Genomic DNA, 20444 nt, shown 5'->3' with positions numbered 1-20444 from the left:
TGGCGGCCGTCAGCGGACAAGGAAAGGAGCGCCGTCGGAACACCGGCGCCTTTGCCCGGCGGCAGTCGCACGAGCACCACCGCGTAGCGACAGCCGCCGCGCGCCCGGACGGTGCACCCGCTCGCCTCCCTCACGCTCGTCACCTGTCCCGCCATCGCCACGACCACCGGCTGCCGTCCCGCCCCCGGACGCCGGGCCGGCGGTGCCGCGCCACCCGGGCATCACCCCGCTGAACCACCTGCGCCGACTCCGGCCGGAGTACGCCCACCAGGAGCCGCTCCGGCCCGCCACGACGCCGCCATCACCGCGATCGGCCGCCGACGGGGATCCGCCGGGCCCGGCCGGTTCGCCGCCGTCCGCCGCCGTCCACCGCCGGGCGTACGGGCAGCCGCTCCCGCCGTGCCCTGTGCGACCGGCCGATCCACGGGAACCACGATGGAAACTCTCGTCTTCGACAGCAACGACCTGGAACTGACCGAGGAGTTCCTCAGCAAGGCCTACACGAGGATGCGGATCGGCGGCGACACCGAGCGCACCCGGGCACACGTCGCCCGCGACGTCATGGGATCGGTCAGCGTGGACACGCTCGAGTTCAACTACGACATGAGCCACGACGCCGAACCGCTGGGCAACCGGATCTGCCTGGGCAGCGTGTACTCCGGCAGCATCGTCCGGCAGTGCTTCCCCGACGCCTCGGAAAGCTCCTTCGGTCCCGGGGACGTGTTCGTGTACGCCCCGCACGACCTGCCCTACAACGGCGTCATCCAGCGTGCCCGCTACAACCTCGTCATGTTCGACCCGCATCTGCTGACCCGGGTGGCCGCCACCCTGCCCGGCCGGACGCCCGAACCGGTGCGGCTGACCGGCGACCGGCCCGTCTCGGCGGCCGCCGGGCGGCACCTGACGCAGACGATCGCCTACCTGCGCGATCACGTGCTGGCCGACCCGGACCTGCGGGTCCAGCCGCTGATCGTCTCCAGCGCCTCCCAGTACCTGGCGGCCGGTGTACTGAACACCTTCCCCAGCACCGCGCTCACCGACCCGACCATCGAGGACCGGCACGACGCGCACGCCGCCACCGTGCGCCGCGCCGTCGCCTTCATCGACGACCACGTCGACCGTGACCTCGGCGTGGCCGACATCGCGGCGGCCGCCTACGTCAGCGTCCGTACCGTGCAGTACGCCTTCCGCCGCCATCTCGGCACCACCCCCATGGGCTATCTGCGCCAAGCCCGGCTCGCCCGCGTCCACGCCGACCTCCTCGCCGCCGACCCCGCCACGGGCGTCACCGTCACCGCCGTCGCCGCGCGGTGGGGCTTCTTCCACCCCGGCCGGTTCGCCGCCGCCTACCGCGGTGCCTACGGCCGCTCCCCGTACCTGACCCTGCTCCAGGACACGCCCTGACCGCACGCACGGCGGACGCCGCGACGTTGCGTTTTCCGGATGCCCGACGGCGCCCGTTGCGTTTTCGGTATGTCAAGGCCGTCCGGGGCGGGGCTTTACTGAGCGGTGTTCCCCACCCTTGAGGACCGAAGGCACCCTCGATGTACACCACGGAACGAGAAACGCTGGTCGCCGACGCGGTACTCGACCTGGCCACCCGCTCGGACGGCTTCGACATCCTGGACCTGCTGCACGACCTGACGGACCACATCGTCACTCTGCTGACCGTGCGCGCGGCAGGGGTCACCATCCTGAGCGAGGACGGACACGTGGACTACCTCACCGCCTCCGACGAGAGCTGCCGGCTCCTGGAGGAGGACCAGATCGATCTGGACGAGGGCCCCTGCGTGGACTGCACCCGCTCCGGCACCGTCCTGTTCCCCGTCGCGCTGGGCCCGTTCGGCGCCGGTGCCCGGCGCTGGCCCCGCTTCACCCCGCGGGCACTGCGCGCCGGCGTCCTCACCGTCTCCGCGGTGCCGCTGCGCACCCCCGAGCACACGCTCGGCGCCCTGAACCTGATGTCCGCCACCGCCCCCGCGAGCTCCAGGGACCTGCGTCTGACCCAGGTACTGGCCGACGCCACCGTCGCCTCCATGCGGCACCGGCAGACCATGCTCACCAAGAACGAGCTCATCGGCCAGCTCGAGATCGCCCTGGACAGCCGCATAGTGATCGAACAGGCCAAGGGCGTCCTGGCGTCACGCCAGAACATCAGCGTGGAGGAGGCGTTCGTCCGGCTGCGCAGTCATGCGCGCTCCCGGCGGCAGAAGCTCAGCGACCTGGCCGACCAGGTCGCCCGGGGTGAGATCCCGGGCCCGCTCGACCCTGCGACGTGAGATGCCCACCCCCGACCGGGGCGCCGGCTCCGGCGCCGCACCATCGCCCCGCGACGGCCTGGCGGACTGGCTGGCCCGGGCCGGCCGCGCCGTCCAGAACGGGAAGAGCCTGGACACGGCCCTCCCCGCAGGCGCCGCCGGTCTGCTCGGCCTGGACGTCCTCTGTCTGGCGGCCGTCGCCCGCGGCGGTTCCCTGGAACTGCTGTGGTGCGATCCGACCGCAGGGCTCGGACCCGAGCTCGACAACCTCCAGTACAGCCTCGGTGACGGCCCCACCTGGGAGGCCGCGTACGAGAGCCGCCTGCTGATCGAGCCGGACCTGGCCGCGGCCGACCCCGCCCGCTGGCCCGCCTTCCTGCCGGCCGCCGTGCACACCGCTGCCCGCGCCGTCATCGCGGCCCCGCTGCAACTCGGCGTCGCCGCCATCGGCGTCCTGACCGGCTACCGCAGCGCCCCCGGCTCCCTGACGAAGGATCAGCTGGTCGACTTCCACCGCCTGCGCCGGGCCCTGCTGCTTCTGCTGCTGCGGACCGCACTCGGTGACCCGGTCCGGAGCAACGGCGCGGGGGCGGGCCTGCGGCTGTACCGCGCCGACGTGCACCAGGCCACGGGCTTCCTCTCCGCCGAACTCGGCATCCCCGCGAGCCGCGCGCTCCTGCTGCTCCGTGCCCACGCCACCGCCCATGACCAGGACCTGTCCGACCTGGCCCACGCCCTGCTCAGCCGCCGTATGCCCCCCGACACCCTCGACCTGTGACGTCGCGGCGTCCCTGAGCGCCCCTGGGACCGGGCGGTCAGCTGCTGGAGTCCCCCACCCACGGCAGGGTGTCGGTCCCGCCGTCGTCCCACTTGACCTTGACCGAGTCGCCGGAGCGGGTCAGGGTCGCGGCGAGGTAGTCCTCCTCCTCGGCGTCGTCGCCGAAGGGCTTGAGCGCTATGCGGAAGCCGCCGCCGCTGGTCTCGGCGCCGATGCCGGAGAGGATGCCCTCGCCGCCCGGGTCGATGTAGGAAACCGCGTACTTGCCCTTGAGCTCGCCCGACGTGTACTTGGTCCCGATGGTCAAGGTCTTGTTCTCGTCGTTCTGCCACTGGCCCTGGAAGCCCGTCGCGTCGGGCGGCGAACCGGTGTCGTCGCCCGTGTCGTCGCCGTAGTCACCGGTGTCGGACCCGTCGTCGGTCGGGTCGGTGGCCGGGTCGTCGGATTCCTCGGCGCTCTCGGACGCGCTCGGCGAGGCGGACGTGCTCTTGTCCGCCTTCACCTTGTCGTCCTCATCGTCCCCGCCGCTCGTCGCGAGGAAGACCCCGCCGCCGATCAGGACGACGGCCGCGACGACGGCCCCGATGACGAGGGCGAGCCGCTTTTTCGAGCCCCCGCCGCTCCCGGGCCCGCCGGGCGGCGGGTAACCCCCGTAGGGGGCCCCGGGTCCGGGCGGCTGCATCCCGTACGGGGGCTGCCCGTAGGGCGCCTGCGGCGGCGGACCGGGCTGCCCGCCGTACGGCGGCTGCTGCGGAGGCTGCTGGGGCTGGGCGTACGGATTGGACGTCTGCCCGGGCGGCCCGGGCGGCCCCGGCGGCTGCTGCGGCGGCGGTGAGTACGGCCCCGGATAGGGCTGCTGCGGATTCCCGTAACCGCCCTGCTGGGGGTTGCCGTAACCGCCGCCTCCCTGCTGGGAGTTGCCATGACCGCCGCCCTGCTGCGGGTGGCCGTAGCCGCCCTGCTGGGGGTGGCCGGCACCGTCCTGCGGCGGCTGCCCGGAGGGGTACGTCATCGGGGGCTGCTCTCCTCGGTTCGCGACGGGACAGGCGACGCCCGCCTCACCCGACTCAAACACTCCCCCACCCGGCAATTCCTCCGCAAGAGCATTTCGTACTCAAGTACCCACCACTACCTGGCCCTTCGCGGCGGCCCCGCATCTTCCGCACGGTTCGCCCACATCCGGTCCCGGCCGGATCAGGTGCGGCTCGCCCTGCCGCAGGCCTCGTCGGTGTCCCGCGTCCGTTCCGTCATCGACGTGTCGCGGTCGTAGGGGTCGACCTCGGGGCCGGCTCCCGGCCCTGTGGTCGCGAGATCGGCGCCGAACTCGGGGGTGAGGTAGCCGGTGAAGGTGTCGCAGCCGCCGTTGGCGCTGTGCATCCTGTAGGAGACGAGGGAGAACGTGCCCGGATCGGTGATCACCTTCTTGGGGTCGTCCCAGCTCAGCACCACCTCACGGCGGACGATGGTGCGCGCCACCTCGTCGCTGCCCTGCTCGGCCCGCACGAGCGGGTAGACGTACGTGACGTCGGTGGTCACCTCGACCGCGCCGCGCTCACCCTCCTCGTACGTGACCCGCCCCTGCGTCTTGATCACGTCCCCGGCCGGCCGGACCTCGTCCTTCCGGAACCGGCTGAACAGCATCAGCGGGTCGTTCTCCTCGCTCGGGGCGCTGAACGCGGTCGTGAGATAGTCCTGGACGTCCTCCTGGTGCGGGTTGATCAGCGCGATGGCCGCCTTCGGGCGCTCCCCGCGCAGCACACCGGGGTCGAGACTGGAGTCGAAGAGGAAGTCACGGGTGCGGTCGAGCGCCTGCGCGACCTCCTTCTCGTCCATCCAGCCGGTCGCCCGCGCCGACGGCATGCTGATCCCGGCCGTCCCGTTCCCCCAGGCGACCGCGGGCGACCCCCGGAACGGCTCGTCCAGCGTGGGCAGTTGGCCCGCCCCGCCCGACGACCGCGCGGCGGACGACGTGTCCCCGCCGTCCTCGCCGTCCCCGAGACCGACCCACCCGGCCACCCGCTGCGGGGCCAGCGCCACCACCAGCAGGGCCGCCGCGGCCAGCACACCGACCGCGTACCAGGCCTTGCGGCCGCGCCGCCGGGGCGGCTGGTGGCTCCGCCACGGCGCCGGCGGACCGGTCTCCTCGCGCAGCCGTCTGGTCACCATCCGGGCCCGTGCGGAGGGTTCCTTCGGCGCGTCCCCCGCTCCGGCCTCGGCGTCCCGCAGGAAACGCTCCCACTCCTCGTCCGAAACGGACCCCTGGTCTCTGCCCGTGCCCACGGCCGAGCTCCCTCCCCTGTGCACGCTCCTGGACCCCCCAGGCGCGTCGGTGTCGCGCACGACATCATGCCGTGTGCCTCCGACACCGGCCGTCCGGCCACAGACGGGGCCGGCGCTTCGCCGCCAGGTCCTCGACCCAGCCGAAGCAGAGGACGCAGGCGCCGACCAGCAGCCAGACGGCGGCGAGCACCGGCCAGGAACTCTCCAGCAGCCACGGGACATGGACTTCGAGCGCCTCGACGCCCCAGAGCCGGTCCCACATCGCCGCCGCGAAGACGATGCACACGTTGTGCCAGAGATAGACCGTCACCGCACGGGAGTTGAGCAGCGTGATCAGTCCGCCCCAGCGGCGCAGCAGCCGGGGCCACTCCCGCCAGGAGGGGCTGACGTGGAGCAGCAACAGCACCGCCGCGAAGGACCACAGCGCCTGCCCCAGGGGCATGTCGTCCAGGTCGTGCCCCGGGGAGAGATCGTGCCGCACGGCCCACCAGAGGCCGAGGGCGGCGACGGCAGGGGCCACCGAGGGGACGACGTAGCGCGGGACGCGCTGGAGGATGCCCTGCTGGTGGGCCATGCCGAGGATCCAGCACGCGCCGTAGGTGGCGAAGTCCAGCAGGGCGGAGTCGATCCGCGCGCTGGGCACCGTCACGTACCCCAGCTCCAGCGCCAGGCACAGGGCGATCGGCGACAGGACCGTCGCCAGGGGCAGCGCGCGCAGCGCCCGCAGCAGGAACGGCGACAGCAGCACGAACCAGATGTACGCCCGCAGGTACCACAGCGGTCCCGCCAGCTCCGTCCCCCAGTCCTCCAGGAGGAACCCGTGGACGCCGGGCAGCCCCTCGGGGTACGGCGGTTCGCTGAGCGGCAGGATCCAGAAGCCCAGGTGCAGCCACCACCAGCCGGGGTGCCCCTCGGAGTCGGGCCCCCACCCCTGGAGCACCATGCCGGTGACACCGACCGCGCCCAGCAGCCACAGCGGCGGCAGCAGCCGCCGCAGCCGGCCCCTGATCACCTGCGCGGCCGGCCGCTTGAGCGAGCGGGCCATCAGGCTGCCGGCCAGCGCGAACATCACGCCCATGGAGGGGAAGACGAGCGGCAGCCAGGCCCAGCCCATCAGGTGGTAGAGCACGACCCGGAAGAGCGCGAGGGCGCGGAGGAGATCGAAGTACCGGTCGCGCCCAGCGGGCGAGGCCTGCTCGGTGGCCGTGACCGTGACCGCGTCTCCGGCGCCCGGCCCCGCGAATCCCGGAGGCGGCGCGGTCGAGACCGGAAGCGGCGCCTCACGTCCGGCACCCGGCAGCGACCCGGGCTCACCGCCGCCGGTGCCTGGCCAGACGGCGTCCTGTGGTGTCGTACTCATGCCACGGGCCTCCGGTCCCTCGTGTGGTCACGGCCGCCGGGTGCGGCGCCGGGAAGGCGTACGTCACCGGTCCGTCTGAGCTTCTGCCAGCGCAGCCGGCCCCCGGTGATCGCGGTGATCCAGGACTGGAGCAGGACGACGTACATGAGCTGGCGGTACAGGAGCTGCTGGATCGGGAGCGCGACGAGAGGCCCCGCCTTCTCGCGGTCGAGGCCGAACGCGTAGGCGGCGCAGACACCTTGGACGGCCGCCATGGCCAGCCAGGCCAGGACCGTCTTCCCGGTCGGCCCGAACACCACCCCGTACAGCAGGAAGACGTCGATCAGCGGGGCGAGCAGCGGCGCCACCACCATGAACAGCGCCACCAGCGGCAGCCCCACCCGCCCGAACCGGCCCGAGGGGCCCCGCTCGACCAGCGCCCGCCGGTGCTTCCAGATCGCCTGCATGGTGCCGTACGACCAGCGGTAGCGCTGGGACCAGAGCTGCTGGACCGAGCCCGGGGCCTCGGTCCAGGCCCGCGCCTTCTCCGCGTAGACGACCCGCCAGCCGTCCCGGTGCAGGGCCATGGTGATGTCGGTGTCCTCGGCGAGCGTGTCGTCGCTCAGGCCGCCGACCCGTTCGAGGGCGGAGCGGCGGAACGCGCCGATCGCGCCGGGGATGGTCGGCATGCAGCGCAGTACGTCGTACATCCGGCGGTCGAGGTTGAAGCCCATCACGTACTCGATGTGCTGCCAGGCGCCGATCAGCGAGTCGCGGTTGCCGACCTTGGCGTTGCCCGCGACGGCGCCGACGCGGGGGTCGGCGAACGGCTGCACGAGCTGCCGCACGGTGTCCTGCTCGAAGACGGTGTCGCCGTCCATCATCACGACGAGGTCGTACCGGGCGTTGGCCAGCGCGCGGTTGAGCGCGGCGGGCTTGCCCGCGTTGAGCTGCCGCACGACGCGGACGTCCGGCAGCCGCAGCTTCTCGACGATCCGGGCCGTGCCGTCCGTCGAACCGTCGTCGACGACCACGACCTCGACCGGATGCTCGCCGCGCACCAGCGAACGCACGGTGTTCTCGATGCACTTGGCCTCGTTGTACGCGGGGACGAGCACCGACACCGGTTCGGTGACCGGCTCCGGACCCCAGCGGAACCCCTTGCGGCGCACCCGGCGCGCGTGCACGGCCGACAGCACCAGCATCATCCCGAAGCGCACGACGACCAGGACACCGACGACGGCAAGGCCCACCACCAGCACGCCGGTGGTCTTCTCGGACGCCTGCACGGCGAGCACCCAGGCCCTGCCCTTCCAGCGGTCGGCGCCGGTGACCGGGGTGTGCGCGCTGCGGGCGTCCAGCGCCTCGGTGAGGTTGGCGAACCGGTACCCCTCGGCCTGGAGCCGGGGCAGCAGCGTGTCCAGCGCCCGGACGGTCTGGTGCCGGTCGCCGCCCGAGTCGTGCATCAGGACGACGGCGCCCGCGCCGCCCCGCGGGGTGGCGCGCCGGACGATCTCCGCGACGCCGGGCCTGCGCCAGTCCTCGCTGTCGAGGTCGTTGACGACCGTGATGTAGCCGCGACTGCCGACGTACTGGGTCACGGGCCAGGACTTGTTGTCCATCGCGTCGGCGAACGACGAGTACGGCGGCCGGAACAGGGACGTACGGATCCCGGCCGCGCCCGCGAGCGCGAGCTGGCTCTGCGACAGCTCCCAGTCGATGCGCCGCTTCGACTGGTACGACAGATCGGGGTGGTTGAAGGTGTGCAGCCCCACCTCGTGCCCTTCGTCCACCATGCGGCGTACGAGGCCCGGGTAGCGTGAGGCCATGGTGCCGGTGACGAAGAAGACGGCGTGCGCGTGATGTTCGCGCAGGACGTCCAAGACCTTGGGGGTCCACGTCGGATCGGGACCGTCGTCGAAGGTGAGGACGAGCCGGTGGCCGGGAACGCGCAGGCTGGCGGTCCCTCCCCCGCGGGCGTCGATGACCGGCCCGCCCGCGAGGATCCTCTCCGGCACCCGGTCGGTGGCCGCCTCGGGCCTGACCCGGTGGTCGGCGAGGATCTCGCTGTGCACGAAGCCGCGCAGCATCAGCATCACGATCAGCGCGACGAGCACGAGCATGGGCAGCAGCAGCCGCATGGGCAGCCGGCGACGACGGGCGGGGGAGCCCATCAGAGAACGGTTCCCGTCTGCGACGAGTCGCCGGTCGTAGCGGCAGGCGAGGGCGCGTCCCCGGCCACGTCGGACCCGTCCCCGCCCGCGGCCGGTGACTGCGGCGGGTCCGTCGCCGGGGCGTCGGGCGAGGGACTGCTGACCGGCGGTTCGGAGGCGGGACCCGAGGTGGCGGGGTCCGGAACCTGGGGACTGGTGGTCGGCCTCACCGACGCGCCACCCCCAGTGGCACCGGGAACGGACGACGCCCCCGGAGCCGAGGCACTGCCCGAGAAGACCGGCGAGGTGCCGGCCGCCGGTAACCGGCTCGTACCGCCGCCGTCGGGAACCCCGCTCGTCTCCCCCGCCGACGGACCGCCGGTGGCCGACGGCCCCGCCGGCTCCACGGGCACCGGCGACGTGTCGACCTTCCCCGCCGGGTTGTCCACGTGCTGGCCCGGCACCGGCAGCCAGGGCGCGTTGGAGTTCCCGGAGACGACCGTGACGCCGATGAGGACGGCGTACACGGCGCAGGCGAGCCCGACCATGGCCCCCAGCCGCCGGACGGTACGGCTGCGGCGCCCCGACTCGTCCACGAAGACCGGCCTGACCGACCCCCCGGCACCGGTACCCGACAACTGGACGAGCCGGTCCATCATGCGCCGCCCGGTGCCGTCGAGCTGGACCGTCACTTCATGCGGATCGTGGGTGATCGGCACCTCGAACGGCTCCGGGACGCCCGCCTCACCCCCGTAAGAGGGCGGCGCCGTCCCACTCTTCGCGGAAGGCGGAGCCGGAGACCCGCCTTCGAGCATGGCCGTGGACCCGCCTTCGAGCATGGCCGTGGGCCCACCCTCAAGCATGGCCGTGGGCCCACCCTCAAGCATGGCCGTGGGCCCGCCCTCGACCGTGGCCGGTGGGCCGACCTCGGCCCAGGAGCCGGTATGGGCGGCGTCGGGCCAGACCACCGGATCGGGCACCGCGGCCCCGCCGCCCTCCGCGGGCCGCCCTCGACCGGTTCGAACGCCTCCGTGACCACCGCCGCCCGCTTCTGCACCCCGAGCGGTTTTCCGTTGATCGAGTTGGGCGTCTTTCCGCCACTTATTCGTGTGCACGCGCATCCCCCCAGGGACTGGTCAGAGGCGCGTGACGACTACCGGGCACGTCGTACTTGTCGGTACATGTCAGGCCGGACCGAGCCCCCACCCGGTCCGAGCGCCCCCCATTTGTCACACTGCGCCCGGGCCAAGAATGTAGCGCACACCGGTGACACGCGTCTCTTTATGCAAATTCGCGCCCCGACATCACGAGTTCGCCCGTGGCCGGAATCCATCCATCGGCGGGCCGCCGCGACCACCCTCCGGCGACGGCAAGGAAGACCGCGACCCGGCGAAGGGCGTCGAGCCCCGGGCACACCAGTCCTTTTCACCGGACCAGCGAGACCGGTGAAAGCGGGACGGGATGGACGAGGGGCCGCGGCGCGACGCCAGACATGGCCGGAAAATCCACCACGACCCGCAGCCGCCGACGCACGGAAGGGGACGTGCCGGTACATCAAATGCCCGTCGATTGCGTGGTCGTACCGGAACGGGAGCCCAGCAGGAAGGTCAGGCGACCGCGCAAGCGACGGGCGGATGTACCGGCGCGGCCCCGACCCACGACTCGCCAGGGCGCGCACGCCGCACCCGCCGCGCACGCCGCACCCGCCGAACCCGCCGCGCACGCCGCCCCCACCGCCCCACCCCGGCCCGCACAACAGAAAACCCCGGCCCTGTAACCAGGACCGGGGTCAATATGGAGCGCCGGGCAGGCCTTGCACCTGCATCTCCCCGCAGGAAGCGGGACGTCTTTCCTTGGACCACCAACGCATCGAGTTCCGCCGCCTGTTCGGCGACTCGCTCAAGAAAATAGTACCGCACCGCAGGCCCCGGCCAGGACAGCCGGGGCCGACCCGCCGGGGCTCAGAGCTTGCCGAGCTGGGTGTCCACGATGTGCGTCGGGAACTCGAAGTCCTTGCCCGAGGCCGCGGCGGCGAGGTTGAGCACGCTGAAGGACGCGACGGTCGCTCCCTTGCGGGCCACGACGGCCTTCATCAGCCACGTGTCGCTGCCGTCGCCCTTGATCGTCAGGGTCATCGCGACCGCCTCGTCGGCACCCTCGGGTGCCTTGGTCGAGACCACCTTCAGGGTCTCGGCCTTCTCGCCGGCGGCAGTGAAGGTGAAGCCGCCCGCGCACTTCTCCACGGCCGTGCGGGTGTCCTCGAGAACCGTCTCGGCGCCGCCGTCCTCGTAGGACGCGAGGGTCACGAAGACCTTGTCCAGGTCGAGGGACTCCAGCATCGCCTCCTCGGACATGGCGTCGGACTCGGACGCCTTCTTGCCCTCCTCCGTCCACATCCGCTTGACCGTGGCCGCCGGGTCCCCCTGGGCGGCGCTGGTCTGGACGAGAGCGAGCGGCGTGCAGGCCGCGTCCTCCGCCTTGACCTGGCCCTTCTTGATGTCGTCCGCCCCGGTGATCTTGTCGACCCTGCCGTTGTCGACGTCCTTCTCGGTGAGCGCGGCCTTCTCCAGCTCGGCGGCGCTCAGCGCCTCCGCGGCGGCGGGCTCGGCGGACGCGGTCGCGCCGGCCGCCCCCTTGTCACCACCCTTGTCCCCGTCGTCCGAGGACCCACCGCAGGCGGTGGCGAGGAGCACGAGGGTCGCGGCGGAGGCGGCGAGGGCGGCACGGCGAACAGCGGTGGATCTCAACTCAGTGATTCTCTCTGCTTCTGCTCAACCACGGCCGATCCGGGGAGCTTTGCCACCACTTTACCCACAGCGGCTCCACAGATGATCACCAATTTCGCCACTCGATACCCGACCGTGACAGCGCGACGCACCCCCGCCCCCCGGACATACGCGCCCCCGCTCCCCGGAACCAATATCGCCGCACCCCATTGACGCACCCGGAGCCCCCACATACCTTCCCCCGTCGAAGCGCTTCGACATCAAGCATCGAACCGATTCGACGACCCTCCTCCGACGCCCCTGGAGGCACTGGATGTTGGCACGAAGGCGAGTGGTGGCGACGGCCGCGGCGTCCCTGGCGGGAGCGCTGTTACTGGCCTCCTGCGGCAGTTCGGACAGCGGCGGCTCCGACGGCAAGACACTGAGACTGTGGCACTACGAGACCCAGGACAGCGCGATGGGCGCCGCCTGGAACGCGGCGATCGAGGAGTTCGAGAAGACGCACCCGGGCGTCAAGGTGAAGTTCGAGGAGAAGGGCTTCGAACAGATCCAGAAGACCGCCCCGATGGTCCTCAACTCCGGTGACGCCCCGGACCTGATGGAGTACAACAAGGGCAACGCGACGGCGGGGGCCCTGTCCAAGCAGGGCCTGCTGACCGACCTCTCCGCCGAGGTCACCGAGCGCGGCTGGGACAAGAAGCTCAAGCCGGGCGTGCGGACGACCAGCCAGTACTCCACCGACGGCGTCATGGGCTCGGGCAACTGGTACGGCATCCCGAACTACGCCGAGTACACGATGATCTATTACAACAAGGACCTGTTCGCGAAGTACGGCGTCAAGGAGCCCGCGACCTTCGCCGAACTGACCGCCGCCCTGGACACGTTCGTGGACAAGGGCGTCACCCCGCTCGCCACCGGCGGCGCTGAGTACCCGGCGCAGCAGTACCTCTACCAACTGGCGCTCTCCAAGGCGGACCGCGCCTGGGTGAACAGCTACGAGCTGTACAAGGGCAGGACGGACTTCCACGACGCGGCCTGGACCTACGCCGCCGAGACCTTCGCGGACTGGGTGAAGAAGGGCTACTTCGGCAAGGACTCGACCGGCAAGAAGGCGGAGGACGCGGGCCTGTCCTTCATCCAGGGCAAGAGCCCGCTCTTCTTCTCGGGCAGTTGGTGGTACGGCCGCTTCAAGTCGGAGAACAAGTTCGACTGGGGTTCGTTCACGTGGCCGGACTCGAACCTCACCCTCGGCAGCGGCGGCAACCTCTGGGTGGTCCCCAAGGGTGCCAAGAACAAGGACCTCGCCTACGACTTCATAGACATCACCATGTCGAAGAAGATCCAGAACATCCTGGGCAACAAGGGCGGCGTCCCGGTGGCGGCCGACACCGCCGCCATCACGGACCCCCAGGCCAAGGAGCTGATCGGCGACTTCAACACGCTCTCGGACAACGACGGCCTCGCCTTCTACCCGGACTGGCCGGTGGCCGGCTTCTACGACGTCCTCGTCTCCGAGACACAGAAGCTGATCACCGGCAGCGAGAAGCCGGACGCCTACCTGGACGCGTTGCAGGAGGCGTACGACAAGGGCGTACCGGACGCATGACGGTCACCGTCGAAAAGCGCGGGCGGACCACGCACCGGCACCCCGGAGCGTCCCGCCCGCGCCGCCCGCGCCGCACCCGCGACTCGTACGCGCTCTACCTGCTCCCGGGCGCGCTCGCCTTCACCGCGGTCGTGGTCGTGCCGTTCCTGATGAACACCGGCACGAGCTTCACGGAATGGCAGGGCGTCGGCTCACCGGAATGGACCGGCCTGGCCAACTACCGCGAGCTGCTGCACGACTCGGAGTTCTGGGCCTCGTTCCGCCACAGCCTCTTCATGGTCGTCGCGATGGCACTGCTGCCGACCGCGATCGGTCTGGTCCTGGCCGCGGCCCTCTTCGACTACGTCGGCAAGCACTTCGGCTCACGGACGGTGGCCGTCCTGCGCGCCTGCTACTACCTCCCGCAGGTCCTGCCCATCGCCGTGGCGGGCATCGTCTGGAGCTGGATCCTGGCGCCCGACAACGGCTCCCTCAACGAACTGCTCGCCGCCGTCGGCCTCGACTCGTGGCAGCAGGACTGGCTGGGCGACCCGGACCTCGCGCTCTACAGCGTGATGGGCGTGATGGTGTGGGTGCAGCTCGGCTTCCCGCTGGTGGTGTTCATGGCGGGCCTGCAACGCGTCGACCCGCAGCTGCACGAGGCGGCGGAGCTGGACGGGGCGGGCTGGTGGCGCCGGTTCTGGCACGTCACGCTGCCGCAGATCCGCCCGGAGATCCACGTCGTGCTGCTGTGGTGCACGATCGCCGCGCTCAAGGTGTTCGGCGCGGTCTACGTGCTCACCAAGGGCGGCCCCGGCGGCGCCACGAACGTGCCGTCGTACTTCTCGTTCGCCACGTTCTTCGAGAAGACGCAGGTCGGCTACGGCGCCGCGATCTCGACCGTGCTGACGGTACTGATCCTGGCGCTCGCGGTGGTGGGCCTCGTCTTCCAGACCCGCGCCGAGAACAACGCGGAAGGAACCGCCGGATGACGACCCCGAAAGGACAGGTCCGATGACAGCCGTCCGCCGTTACCCCGTACTCGCCGCCCTCGTCCTCGGCGCCCTCTTCATGGTGCTCCCGTTCGCGGTGGTGGCGGTCAACGCGGTGAAGTCCCCCGCCGAGTACGCGGCGAACGGCCCGCTGAGCCTCCCCGACGGCGTCTACCTGGACGGTCTCAAAGACTTCTGGACCCGGGTCGACTACGGACAGAAGCTGCTGAACTCGGTCCTGATCAGCGGATCCGTGGCCCTCGGAGCCGTCGTCCTCTCCATCCTCAACGCGTACGCCATCGGCATCGGCCGCATCAAGGGCCGCGCCTGGGTCCTGGCGTTCTTCGTGCTGGCCAACACGCTGCCGCAGGAGGCGCTGGTCTACCCGGTGTACTACCTGTGCAAGGAGCTCGGGATCTACGACACCCGGCTGAGCGTGATCATCGTCTTCACCGTCATCCAGACCGCGTTCGGCACGTACCTGCTCTCCGCCGTCCTCGGGAGCTTCCCGCGCGAAATCATCGAAGCGGCCCGGATCGACGGGGCGAGCCGGTGGCAGGTGCTGTGGCGGATCGTGGTCCCGGTCAGCCGGCCCACCCTCGGGGTGCTGCTCGTCTTCTTCTTCATCTGGACCTGGAACGAGTTCCTGCTGCCGCTGGTGATGCTGATCTCCAACGACAACCAGACGGTGTCGGTGGCGCTCGGCGTGCTCCAGGGGCAGAAGCTGATGGACGCCACGATGACCAACGCGGCAGCCCTGCTCGGCGTGCTCCCGGCCATCGTCTTCTTCCTGGTCTTCCAGCGGACCCTCACCCGCGGCATCGCCGTGGGCGCCGTCAAGTAAGGGGTGTGGATTGAAGTTCACCGACGGGTACTGGCTGCTGCGCGAGGGCGTCACCGCCGCCCACCCGGTCGAGGCCCTGGACGTGACCTCGGGCCCCGGCACCCTCCAGATCCACGCGCCGACCCAGCCCATCCGCCACCGCGGCGACCTGCTGAAGGGACCGGTCGTGACGATCAGCGCGCACGCCCCGCTGCCCGACGTCATCGGCGTGACGTTCACGCACTTCGAGGGCGGCGAACCGCAGCGGCCGGAGTTCGAGGTGAGCGACGAAGCCGAAGGAGCGGCCCAGTCCTCCTACGACGAGGACCACGCGGTCCTCACCTCGGGCGACCTCTCCCTGCGCGTGGCCCGTACGGGCCCCTGGCGCCTGGACTTCCTCGCGCACGGCCGGACGCTCACGACCAGCGGCCCCAAGGGCATGGGCATCATGCGGGACGCGTCCGGCGCCCACTACCTGCGCGAACAGCTCGGCCTCGGCGTCGGTACGCACGTCTTCGGGCTCGGCGAGCGCTTCGGGCCGCTGGTGAAGAACGGCCAGTCCGTGGACATGTGGAACGCCGACGGCGGCACGGCCACCGAGCAGGCGTACAAGAACGTGCCGTTCTACCTCACCGACGCGGGCTACGGCGTCTTCGTCGACCATCCAGGGCGGGTGTCCTTCGAGGTCGGCTCGGAAGCCGTGTCCCGAGTCCAGTTCAGCGCGGAGACCCAGCAGCTCACGTACTACGTCATCCACGGGCCCACCCCCAAGGAGATCCTGCGCAAGTTCACCGCGCTGACCGGCCGCCCGGCGCTGCCGCCGGCCTGGTCGTTCGGACTGTGGCTGTCGACGTCGTTCACGACTTCCTACGACGAGGCCACCGTCACGTCCTTCATCGACGGCATGCGGACACGCGAACTGCCGCTCAGCGTCTTCCACTTCGACTGTTTCTGGATGCGCGAGTTCAACTGGTGCGACTTCGAGTGGGACCCGCGGGTCTTCCCCGACCCTGCCGGGATGCTGGCCCGGCTGAAGGAGAAGGGCCTGCGGATCAGCGTATGGATCAACCCGTACATCGCCCAGCGCTCGCCCCTGTTCGCCGAGGGCAAGGCACTCGGGCACCTGCTGCGGCGGCCCGACGGCAGCGTGTGGCAGTGGGACCTGTGGCAGCCGGGCATGGCGCTGGTCGACTTCACCAGCCAGGCCGCCCGCGAGTGGTACGCCGGGAAACTGGAGGCGCTGCTCGCCCAGGGCGTCGACTGTTTCAAGACGGACTTCGGCGAACGCGTCCCGGTGGACGTCGCGTACGCGGACGGCTCCGACCCGGAACGCATGCACAATTACTACGCGTACCTCTACAACCGGACCGTCTTCGACGTGCTGCGCAAACACCGCGGCGAGGGCGAGGCCGTCGTCTTCGCCCGGTCCGCGACCACCGGCAGCCAGAAGTTCCCGGTGCACTGGGGCGGCGACTGCGAGGCCACGTACGAGTCGATGGCCGAGTCGCTGCGCGGCGGGCTGAGCCTCGGGATGTCGGGCTTCGGCTTCTGGAGCCACGACATCGGCGGCTTCGAGGGCACGCCCTCGCCCGCGCTGTTCAAGCGGTGGATCGCCTTCGGCCTGCTGTCCTCGCACAGCAGGCTGCACGGCTCGTCCTCGTACCGCGTGCCATGGCTCTTCGACGACGAGGCGGTGGACGTGCTGCGGCTGTTCACCAACCTCAAACTGCGGCTCATGCCCTACCTGTACGAGGCCGCCCGTGCCGCCCACACTGAGGGGGTGCCGATGATGCGGGCGATGACGCTGGAGTTCCCGGACGACCCCGGATGCGCGCATCTGGAGCGGCAGTACATGCTCGGGCCCGATCTGCTGGTGGCCCCGGTCTTCAGCGACGAGGGCGAGGTCGCCTACTACGTGCCCGAGGGGACGTGGACGCACTTCCTCAGCGGGCGCACCGTCACCGGACCGCGCTGGGTGCGCGAACGGCACGGCTTCCTGAGTGTCCCGCTGCTGGTCAGACCGGGTGCGGTGATCCCGGTGGGTGCGGTCGACGACCGGCCGGACTACGCGTACGCCGACGGGGTCACCCTGCGCGCGTACGGCCTGGAGCGCGGCGCGCAGGTCACGGTCCAGGCGGGAGACGTGACGTTCACGGTCGTCCGGGAGGGCGACACGCTGCGCGCCTCGTGCGGCGACCCGGCGGCGCCGTGGGGTCTGGCGGCGGGCGGCAGGGAGGTACGGGCCAGAGCGGGCACGGGGTTCCTGTCCCTGGACCTCGGAGCACCCGGCCCCGGCTCCCCCGCCCCCGGACCGGAGTCCGCCTGATGGTCAAGATCACCGATGTGGCGCGGCACGCCGGGGTCTCCCCGAGCACCGTCTCGTACGCGCTGAGCGGCAAGCGCCCGATCTCCGAGGAGACCCGGCAGCGCATCGAGGAGAGCATCCGCCAGCTCGGCTACCGGCCGCACGCCGGGGCCAGGGCGCTCGCCAGCAGCCGGTCCAACGTCCTGGCCCTGGTGGTGCCGCTGCGCACCGGCATCCACGTACCGGTGGTGATGCAGTTCGCGGTGTCGGTGGTGACGGCGGCGCGCCGGCACGACCACGACGTACTGCTGCTGACGCAGGAGGAGGGCGAGGAGGGGCTCAGGCGGGTCGCGGACACCGCGCTCGTGGACGCCCTGATCGTGATGGACGTCCAGCTCCACGACGCCCGGCTGCCGCTGCTGCGGGCCCTGGACCGGCCCTCGGTGCTCATCGGCTTCCCGGCCGCCGCCGAGGGGCTGACCTGCATCGACCTGGACTTCGAGGCGGCGGGCGAGGTGTGCGTGGAGCATCTGGCGGCGCTGGGCCACCGGGTCGTCGCGCTGGTCGGCTCACCGCCCGAGGTGTACGTGCGGGAGACCGGCTTCGCGCAGCGCGTCGTCCGCGGGTTCACCGCCGCGTCCGCCCGGCACGGTCTGTCCTCCTCGGTGCACCCGTGCGAGGCGACGCCCGCCGCGGCGCGGGTGGTCGCCGAGCAGTTACTGAGGGAGCGGCCCGCCCTCACCGGCGTCGTGGTGCACAACGAACCGATCCTGGAGCCGCTGGTCGACGCGTTCGAGTCGCTCGGCCTGCGGGTGCCGGGCGACCTCTCCGTGACCGCGATCTGCCCGGAGGGACTGGCGGACGGCGTACGGGTGCCGGTCACCTCCGTCGCCATCCCGTCGGCCGAGGTGGGCGCGGGCGCCGTGGACCTGCTGATGAAGAAGCTCGGCGGCGCCGCCGTACCGGAGGCGACACTGCTGGCACCCCGGCTGACGCGGCGGGCGAGTACGACGCGGCGGGCGGCGCCGTGAGCAAGCGGTGCCGCGGACACCCGCGGCACCGCATCACCCTGCCGAAGCCCTCAGCACTGGACGGGCTTGCGCCACGAGCACTCGAGCCCGGAGCCCTCGTCCCTCGTGACCACCGCGGCCTTCCTCGGAGTGGCCGTTTCCGTCCCCCCGGCGTCCGACCCCGCGAGGGTCACCACGATGGCGTCCTCCAGTGGCTTCACCGAGTCGACCAGGAAATTGTTCAGCACGACGCTGTAGACGAGTTCGCGGCCGCCCGCGTCCGTGACGTACCCGGAGAGCGCGGACGCGCCGGTCAACGAGCCGGTCTTGCCGCGGGCGTTGAGCGCCGCGGGCGTGCCGCACATCCGGCTGCGCAGGGTCCCGCCCACGAAGCGGTCGGGGTCGCAGGCGACCGGCAGCGACCGGTACCAGTCCGCGTACCAGGGCTCCGCGCGCACCGCGAGCAGCAGATCGGCGAGCTGTCCGGCGGGGAAGTTGTCCATCCGGGAGAGCCCGGAGCCGTCGACCTGGCGGATGGTGTCCGTCTCGACGCCGACGCCCTTGAGGTAGCCGGCGATCGCGGCGAGCCCGGCGTCCCAGGTGCCCTTGCCCGCCGTCTCGTACCCCATGGCCTTGGTCAGCACCTCGGCGTGCATGTTGTTCGACAGCTTCATGAACGGGACGAGCAGGTCGCTGAGGGTCATGGAGTCGTGGGCGGCGAGCGGGCGGGCACCGGCCGGGACGGCACGGCCGAGCCGGGTCGCCCCTGTGACCTGCACACCGTGCGCGGCGAGGGCGTCGCGGAAGACGGCGGCGGCGTACCCGGTGGGCTCCCAGACGGTCACCCACTCCTTGGCGCCGGAGCCCCCGACGGGCACGGTGCCGGTGATGTCGATCGTGTTGGTGCCGTGCCGCCGTTCGACGGTGAGGGCGTTCGCGCCGCCGGCCGCCACGGTGGTGGCGCGCACGTCGAGCTTCACATAGCCGGTCCTCGGCGTGACGGTCACGACCGGTTCGTCCCCGGCGCGGGCGCCCGGCGCGACCTGGACGATGACGGTGCCGGTGTCGTAGTCGGTGTCCGGGGCCACGCTGAGCGCGCTGATCTGTGCCTCGTAGTACGAGGACTCGTCGTCGGCGGCCCAGGACCGGCCGAGCCGGACGCTGTCGAACCGGGTGTCGTCGGCGACCAGCCGGCCGCTGACCTTCTTCACCCCGCTCGCGGCGACCCCGGCGGCGAGCCGGTCGAAGTCGGCGGCCAGCAGCGTCGGATCACCGGTTCCGCGCAGATACAGGTCGCCGTCCAGGACGGAGCCGTGCCGCCGCCCGTCGGCGAGGACGTCGGTGGTGAAGCGGTGGCCGGGGCCGAGGATCTCCATCGCGGCGGCGGAGGTGGCCAGCTTGGTGTTGGAGGCGGGCATCAGGCGCAGGTCGGGCTGGTGCGCGTACAGCACATCGCCGCTGTCGGCGTCGGCGACGACGACGCTCGCGGCCCCGCCCGCCATCCGCGCGTCGCCGAGCACGGTGTCGATGGCCTCGGGCAGACCGGTGCGGTCGGCGTCGGCCCCGGCGGGGGCGCTCCAGCTGAGGGTGGCCGCCGCAAGTCCCAGGGCGGCCGCCCAGGTCCAGTGGCGCATACGGTGAGTCACGCGTCTCACGGGTGCCTTCATGCCTCAGCAGCATCCCGGAAGATCGGGCCGCCCGACAGAGCGCTTTCGGGACGCGAGGCATCCGCGGGTACGGGCCCGGCACGCGCGAAGGCCCCGCTGCCTGGACAGCGGGGCCTTCGCCCACATGGGATGAGTGGAGATGGCGGGAATCGAACCCGCGTCCAACGGTGCAAAAACAGGGCTTCTCCGTGTGCAGTTCGCTGCGCTTTTCTCGGCCCCGGCGATCACGCGAACAAGTCGCCGACAGGCCCAGTCACTGTTTGATTTCCTCCTAGGCCCCGCGACCGGGTCTAGAAGTTTAGTTCCCTAGCTGATGCCAGGATCCGGGTCGGGAACAGCCCCGGGCTGACACTTCGCAAGTCGCTACTTAGGCAGCGAGGGCGAAGGAATCGCGCTTGGTATTGGCGATTATTTTTTGCGACATATGGTTTACGAGATCATTGCCGCTTCCTCGACACGCTTCCCCTGCTTCAACAGCCGCTGTCGAAACCGATCATCCCCATGTTGATTTTTCAAACCGCGACTTCG

Annotated in this window: 15 protein-coding genes and 1 other RNA gene; 8 read left to right on the top strand and 8 right to left on the bottom strand. The window is 71.3% G+C overall.

Translation table 11 applies throughout. The features are described 5' to 3' along the window. Window positions 1–435 precede the first annotated feature (435 nt). From ACFV6E_RS09370 to ACFV6E_RS09360, 3 genes are all read left to right on the top strand, one after another. Window positions 436–1404, top strand: coding sequence for a helix-turn-helix transcriptional regulator (locus ACFV6E_RS09370; protein ID WP_385460239.1), 969 nt, complete (start codon window positions 436–438; stop codon window positions 1402–1404). Between the two features lie 140 nt (window positions 1405–1544). Next, window positions 1545–2279: an ANTAR domain-containing protein gene (locus ACFV6E_RS09365; protein WP_385164045.1), complete on the top strand. Its 735-nt coding sequence runs from the start codon at window positions 1545–1547 to the stop codon at window positions 2277–2279. 1 nt (window position 2280) lies between these two features. After that, entirely contained in the window at window positions 2281–3036 is a 756-nt protein-coding gene (locus ACFV6E_RS09360) for an ANTAR domain-containing protein (RefSeq protein ID WP_385460237.1), read from the top strand. 37 nt (window positions 3037–3073) lie between these two features. Here the strand turns inward: ACFV6E_RS09360 and ACFV6E_RS09355 are convergent, their stop codons facing one another. The 6 genes from ACFV6E_RS09355 to ACFV6E_RS09330 all read right to left on the bottom strand — a co-directional run bounded on the left by ACFV6E_RS09355 (window position 3074) and on the right by ACFV6E_RS09330 (window position 11555). Next, entirely contained in the window at window positions 3074–4048 is a 975-nt protein-coding gene (locus tag ACFV6E_RS09355; protein WP_385460234.1) for a hypothetical protein, read from the bottom strand. 182 nt (window positions 4049–4230) lie between these two features. Next, window positions 4231–5316: a hypothetical protein gene (locus ACFV6E_RS09350; RefSeq protein ID WP_385460232.1), complete on the bottom strand. Its 1086-nt coding sequence runs from the start codon at window positions 5314–5316 to the stop codon at window positions 4231–4233. Window positions 5317–5380: 64 nt separating this feature from the next. Further along, entirely contained in the window at window positions 5381–6676 is a 1296-nt protein-coding gene (locus ACFV6E_RS09345) for an acyltransferase family protein (RefSeq protein ID WP_385164056.1), read from the bottom strand. Beyond that, a complete protein-coding gene (locus tag ACFV6E_RS09340; protein ID WP_385164059.1) occupies window positions 6673–8829 on the bottom strand; it encodes a glycosyltransferase in 2157 nt (718 codons plus the stop codon). The genes ACFV6E_RS09345 and ACFV6E_RS09340 overlap by 4 nt, the downstream gene beginning before the upstream one ends. Next, window positions 8829–9527 carry a hypothetical protein gene (locus ACFV6E_RS09335; RefSeq protein ID WP_385460230.1) on the bottom strand — a complete coding sequence of 233 codons (699 nt, stop codon included), beginning with the start codon at window positions 9525–9527 and terminating at the stop codon, window positions 8829–8831. The genes ACFV6E_RS09340 and ACFV6E_RS09335 overlap by 1 nt, the downstream gene beginning before the upstream one ends. A 1242-nt stretch (window positions 9528–10769) precedes the next feature. Beyond that, window positions 10770–11555 (bottom strand): hypothetical protein, encoded by a 786-nt coding sequence (locus tag ACFV6E_RS09330; RefSeq protein ID WP_385460229.1) that lies wholly within the window; start codon window positions 11553–11555, stop codon window positions 10770–10772. 292 nt (window positions 11556–11847) lie between these two features. On the opposite strand from ACFV6E_RS09330, the gene ACFV6E_RS09325 reads away from it, so the two are divergent. Genes ACFV6E_RS09325 through ACFV6E_RS09305 form a run of 5 tightly spaced genes read left to right on the top strand, consistent with a single transcriptional unit; the run spans window position 11848 to window position 18270 of the window. Further along, complete coding sequence (locus tag ACFV6E_RS09325; protein WP_385460227.1) at window positions 11848–13140, top strand: ABC transporter substrate-binding protein; 1293 nt, start codon at window positions 11848–11850, stop codon at window positions 13138–13140. Beyond that, on the top strand, window positions 13137–14111 hold the full coding sequence (locus ACFV6E_RS09320) for a carbohydrate ABC transporter permease (RefSeq protein WP_385164070.1): 975 nt from the start codon (window positions 13137–13139) through the stop codon (window positions 14109–14111). The genes ACFV6E_RS09325 and ACFV6E_RS09320 overlap by 4 nt, the downstream gene beginning before the upstream one ends. Before the next feature lie 22 nt (window positions 14112–14133). After that, window positions 14134–14955, top strand: a complete 822-nt coding sequence (locus tag ACFV6E_RS09315) for a carbohydrate ABC transporter permease (RefSeq protein WP_385164073.1) — start codon at window positions 14134–14136, stop codon at window positions 14953–14955. A 10-nt stretch (window positions 14956–14965) separates the two neighbouring features. After that, window positions 14966–17260: an alpha-xylosidase gene (gene yicI / locus ACFV6E_RS09310; RefSeq protein WP_385460225.1), complete on the top strand. Its 2295-nt coding sequence runs from the start codon at window positions 14966–14968 to the stop codon at window positions 17258–17260. Further along, on the top strand, window positions 17260–18270 hold the full coding sequence (locus ACFV6E_RS09305) for a LacI family DNA-binding transcriptional regulator (protein ID WP_385164079.1): 1011 nt from the start codon (window positions 17260–17262) through the stop codon (window positions 18268–18270). Before yicI ends, ACFV6E_RS09305 begins: the two co-directional genes overlap by 1 nt. Window positions 18271–18320: 50 nt before the next feature. Here ACFV6E_RS09305 and dacB read toward each other — a convergent pair whose 3' ends face one another. Both dacB and ssrA read right to left on the bottom strand, forming a co-directional pair. Then, window positions 18321–19883 (bottom strand): D-alanyl-D-alanine carboxypeptidase/D-alanyl-D-alanine-endopeptidase, encoded by a 1563-nt coding sequence (gene dacB, locus ACFV6E_RS09300; RefSeq protein WP_385460321.1) that lies wholly within the window; start codon window positions 19881–19883, stop codon window positions 18321–18323. Window positions 19884–20047: 164 nt separating this feature from the next. Further along, window positions 20048–20417: a transfer-messenger RNA gene (ssrA, locus tag ACFV6E_RS09295) on the bottom strand. Window positions 20418–20444 lie beyond the last annotated feature (27 nt).

Origin of the sequence: Streptomyces sp. NPDC059785 (assembly GCF_042732375.1) — a bacterium.
GTDB lineage: Bacteria > Actinomycetota > Actinomycetes > Streptomycetales > Streptomycetaceae > Streptomyces.
Note: the sequence above shows the minus strand (reverse complement) of the source record. Positions and strands in the feature narration are given on the sequence as shown.

What these genes read in the sequence shown, in the direction of transcription:
- ACFV6E_RS09370 (WP_385460239.1), top strand. Translation starts at nt 436, where the DNA reads ATGGAAACTCTCGTCTTCGACAGCAACGACCTGGAACTGACCGAGGAG.
- ACFV6E_RS09365 (WP_385164045.1), top strand. Translation starts at nt 1,545, where the DNA reads ATGTACACCACGGAACGAGAAACGCTGGTCGCCGACGCGGTACTCGAC.
- ACFV6E_RS09360 (WP_385460237.1), top strand. Translation starts at nt 2,281, where the DNA reads ATGCCCACCCCCGACCGGGGCGCCGGCTCCGGCGCCGCACCATCGCCC.
- ACFV6E_RS09355 (WP_385460234.1), bottom strand. Translation starts at nt 4,048, where the DNA reads ATGACGTACCCCTCCGGGCAGCCGCCGCAGGACGGTGCCGGCCACCCC.
- ACFV6E_RS09345 (WP_385164056.1), bottom strand. Translation starts at nt 6,676, where the DNA reads ATGAGTACGACACCACAGGACGCCGTCTGGCCAGGCACCGGCGGCGGT.
- ACFV6E_RS09340 (WP_385164059.1), bottom strand. Translation starts at nt 8,829, where the DNA reads ATGGGCTCCCCCGCCCGTCGTCGCCGGCTGCCCATGCGGCTGCTGCTG.
- ACFV6E_RS09325 (WP_385460227.1), top strand. Translation starts at nt 11,848, where the DNA reads ATGTTGGCACGAAGGCGAGTGGTGGCGACGGCCGCGGCGTCCCTGGCG.
- ACFV6E_RS09320 (WP_385164070.1), top strand. Translation starts at nt 13,137, where the DNA reads ATGACGGTCACCGTCGAAAAGCGCGGGCGGACCACGCACCGGCACCCC.
- ACFV6E_RS09315 (WP_385164073.1), top strand. Translation starts at nt 14,134, where the DNA reads ATGACAGCCGTCCGCCGTTACCCCGTACTCGCCGCCCTCGTCCTCGGC.
- ACFV6E_RS09305 (WP_385164079.1), top strand. Translation starts at nt 17,260, where the DNA reads ATGGTCAAGATCACCGATGTGGCGCGGCACGCCGGGGTCTCCCCGAGC.
- dacB (WP_385460321.1), bottom strand. Translation starts at nt 19,883, where the DNA reads ATGCGCCACTGGACCTGGGCGGCCGCCCTGGGACTTGCGGCGGCCACC.